Annotated in this window: 4 protein-coding genes; 1 reads left to right on the forward strand and 3 read right to left on the reverse strand. The window is 55.8% G+C overall.

What is annotated here, in order from left to right; genetic code table 11:
* Nucleotides 1–924 precede the first annotated feature (924 nt).
* Nucleotides 925–1290 (forward strand): DUF6124 family protein, encoded by a 366-nt coding sequence (locus DBR24_RS15915; protein ID WP_128615233.1) that lies wholly within the window; start codon nt 925–927, stop codon nt 1288–1290.
* Between the two features lie 293 nt (nt 1291–1583).
* On the opposite strand, the gene DBR24_RS15920 is transcribed toward DBR24_RS15915, so the two are convergent.
* The 3 genes from DBR24_RS15920 to DBR24_RS15935 all read right to left on the reverse strand — a co-directional run.
* Entirely contained in the window at nt 1584–2003 is a 420-nt protein-coding gene (locus tag DBR24_RS15920) for a type II toxin-antitoxin system YafO family toxin (protein WP_123463541.1), read from the reverse strand.
* A gap of 6 nt (nt 2004–2009) precedes the next feature.
* Nucleotides 2010–2246 (reverse strand): hypothetical protein, encoded by a 237-nt coding sequence (locus DBR24_RS15925; protein ID WP_128615234.1) that lies wholly within the window; start codon nt 2244–2246, stop codon nt 2010–2012.
* Nucleotides 2247–2505: 259 nt separating this feature from the next.
* A partial coding sequence (locus tag DBR24_RS15935) for a methyl-accepting chemotaxis protein (RefSeq protein WP_146189061.1) occupies nt 2506–3358 on the reverse strand: 853 nt, incomplete at its 5' end.

Here is a 3358-nt window from a genome sequence, read left to right on the forward strand (position 1 = left end):
CCCCGGATCAATCCCTCCACTCAGCCTTCCGATGTCGCCTTACAGATCAAAAGCTGCAGCCGAGCTAACGCTCATCCTGTTGAGTGGTGAAGAACCACAGTGTGGTCGGCTTTGGATTTGTGGTGGATTTTCCCTCACCCCAGCCCTCTCCCAGAGGGAGAGGGAGCCGATTTGTGAGCCTTTCAGAATCTGAGTTCAACGCGGTATCGCACGTCGGCGTACCTCATCCAAACACCTCGATCAGTCCCCTCTCCCTCGGGGAGAGGGTTAGGGTGAGGGGCTTTTGATCTGTTTCAGAATCTGAGTTCAACGCGGTATTTCACGTCGGCGTAGCTCTCCCAAACACCTCGATCAGTCACCTTTCTCTGGGATGGAGAAGGGCCGATATGTGTGCTTTTCAAAGCTGGAGTTCAACGCGGTATCGCACGTCGGTGTACCTTGCCCAAACACCTCGGTCAGTCCCCTCTCCCTCGGGGAGAGGGTTAGGGTGAGGGGCGATTCTGCTGACACGATAAAGAACTGGAAGCGATCACTGTCCAGCATTTCCTGTGCGTAAACATGATTGCGCAAGCACGTTTAAATCACACAGTCCGTTACGCCATCGAGCCTACAACACCTTGCGCCGTTACCTACGCGTACGCCAGAATCCGCCGGCTTACGCGGCTATAGGCCGGGCTATATCGTTTGCCCGTCACTGCAAATCAGTGATCGGGTTTGGTAGCCCGCTTTAAATTGTCGTTGTTGCGACACCGTCGATGCTGTCTCCTTTTTTGAGATATGGCTTTGTATGGTGGGCATGCGTGGGGCTCCTCTGTGAGCGCCGGGTTACCCAATTTGACCGGTCTACCAACCCGCGCATGGCCGCCACCCGCCGTTTGGTAGCGAGGGTGATGGCTCCCGTTTTTTCAAATTGGAGCTTTATCTATGTTCAAAATCACACCAAACCCACCACCCACAGACCCAATCCCCCACGACCCAGCGCTCAGCTCGCAAAAGGTCAAAGAAGCAACCGACCGCGCCCTCGACTACTACCTCAAGCCCGAAGACCTGGCGGCCCCGCCAAGCTCGCCCAAGTTTCGCCCCGTCTATCTCGTTGATCCCACGCTGGACGACGAAACCCTGCTGGTCGAGGCGAGCGAGTCGCTTTCATACGCCCATGCCATGGCCGGCAACATCGCCAACTCAATCGGCGGCCCGGAGCGCAAACCGCTGCTGGCGCTGCAACAGGTGATCATGCTCAACGAGCTGTTGGTCAATCGACTGCTGGATAAGCTGAAGTTGCCTCAGTAATTTCGCCGGCTGTTATGGCCTCATCGCGAGCAGGCTCACTCCTACAAGGGATTGTCGTCGGACACAAATCTGTGATCCCACTACGTTCCAAAGTGGGAGCAAGCCCTGCTCGCGAAGGTGGTCTGCCAAGCACTATCAATTTCAGACACGCAATAAAAAACCGGAAGCTTTCGCTACCCGGTTTTGCAGGATCAAAGGATCGCAGCCTGCAACAGTCCTTACAGATCATCGGGCATGGACGGTGCGCAGGTAGCGATCTTTCGCTTGTTGCCGGTCTCGATCAGCTCTTTGAGTCACAAATCATCCAGATCGGGAAAGATAATCCTGCCTAATGCCCAGGGTTCAACGATTTCACAATGCACGGTGCGCAAAAATGACCCCCACTCGCTTCGGTTATGGGCATCCGGGCCGGTGATTGTCAGTAGCAAGTACTCATCCCGAAAAGCGTCATAGGCATAAATCAGCCAAAAGTCATTGTCAGCATCATTAACCAATGCTGTCCGGTAATACTGGCGATTGATTTTTGCCCATCGAGCCTGCAGTGACTGTGTACTGGCAAGGTGGATGTGGTGCATGTCGCTCAGATCGAGTCGTTCATCCCGCCCGAAAATGGCAGGTAATTCATCGCAAATTTTGTAGTTGTAGAAGTGTGCAGCAAAGTTTTGCCAGTTCTTGATTCGTTCAAAAAGTGCAGAAATTTTGATGGCTGGCATCCAGGCCTACTTTGTAATAGGTAGCCTGCCAGTGATCACAAATTTATCGAACACTTTCTGCCCATCACGCGCGGCTTGCCGAACATCAAGGAATGTCAGTTCTTCACGAACTTCCTTTTTGCTGGGTTTGTCGGTTTTTCGGGTGGTGGCCATCGGAGCCTCCGAAGGATGTGTATTCATGCTGACCAGCTTATGTGAATAAGTTTTGACCGGCAAACGATAGAACCTGGCATCAACGAGCACCAGTCGGCTCATTCTGGGCGAGTTGTAGGCAGTGTCTGCATTGCTTGAGTGAGATCGTCGTCGGCAGAGAAGGCCTATTCGCGAGCAGGCTCGCTCCCACAGGAGATTGTCGTCGGACACAAAACTGTGGTCCCAAGCAGTTCCAATGTGGGAGCGAGCTTGCTCGCGAAAGCGGTCTGCCAAGCACCATCACTTTCAGACAAGCAACAAAAAACCCGGAAGCTCTCGCCCTCCGGGTTTTTTGTTATCGCCAGTTCAATCAGCGGTTAAACCGCTCCACCAACGAGTACTGCGTATTCGCCGTCTTGGTCAGCTCTTCACTCAACAACGCCGAGTTATGCGCCTGCTCGGAAGTCTGATCCGCCAGTTCCGAAATATTGCTGATGTTGCGGCTGATCTCTTCAGCCACCGCACTTTGCTCTTCCGTCGCCGCAGCAATCTGCGTGGTCATGTCGGTGATGTTGGCCACCGCTTCACTGATCCCGACCAGTGCCTGATCCGCCTCCAGTACCCGCGCCACACCTTCTTCGGCCTGACGATGCCCGGCTTCCATGGTTTGCACGGCACTCGAAGCCGTCTGCTGCAACTTGGCGATCAGGGCATGAATCTGCCCGGTCGATTCGCTGGTGCGTTGCGCCAGTTGGCGAACTTCGTCAGCCACTACCGCGAAACCACGGCCCATCTCGCCGGCACGGGCCGCTTCGATGGCGGCGTTGAGGGCGAGCAGGTTGGTCTGGTCGGCGATGCCTTTGATCACGTCAACTACGCCGCCGATTTCGTCGCTGTCCTTGGCCAGTTGGGTCACGGTCAGGCCGGTTTCGCCGACGACCACCGACAAACGCTGAATGGCTTCGCGAGTCTCGCCGGCGATGTCACGACCGCGACCGGTCAGGCGATTGGCTTCCTGAGTCGCGTCGGCGGTGCGCTGCACGTGGCTCGCCACTTCCTGAGTGGTCGCGGCCATCTGGTTGACGGCGGTGGCGACCTGTTCGGTTTCCACGCGCTGGCGTTCCAGGCCGCTGGAGCTGTTGTGCGCCAGGGCGTCGGACTGTTTGGCCTGATCGGTCAGGTGTTCGGCGGTGTCCTGCAGACGGGTCAGGCAGGTTTTCAGG

This window comes from Pseudomonas sp. HMWF006 (assembly GCF_003061205.1).
GTDB lineage: Bacteria > Pseudomonadota > Gammaproteobacteria > Pseudomonadales > Pseudomonadaceae > Aquipseudomonas > Aquipseudomonas monsensis.

What these genes read in the sequence shown, in the direction of transcription:
- DBR24_RS15915 (WP_128615233.1), top strand. Translation starts at nt 925, where the DNA reads ATGTTCAAAATCACACCAAACCCACCACCCACAGACCCAATCCCCCAC.
- DBR24_RS15920 (WP_123463541.1), bottom strand. Translation starts at nt 2,003, where the DNA reads ATGCCAGCCATCAAAATTTCTGCACTTTTTGAACGAATCAAGAACTGG.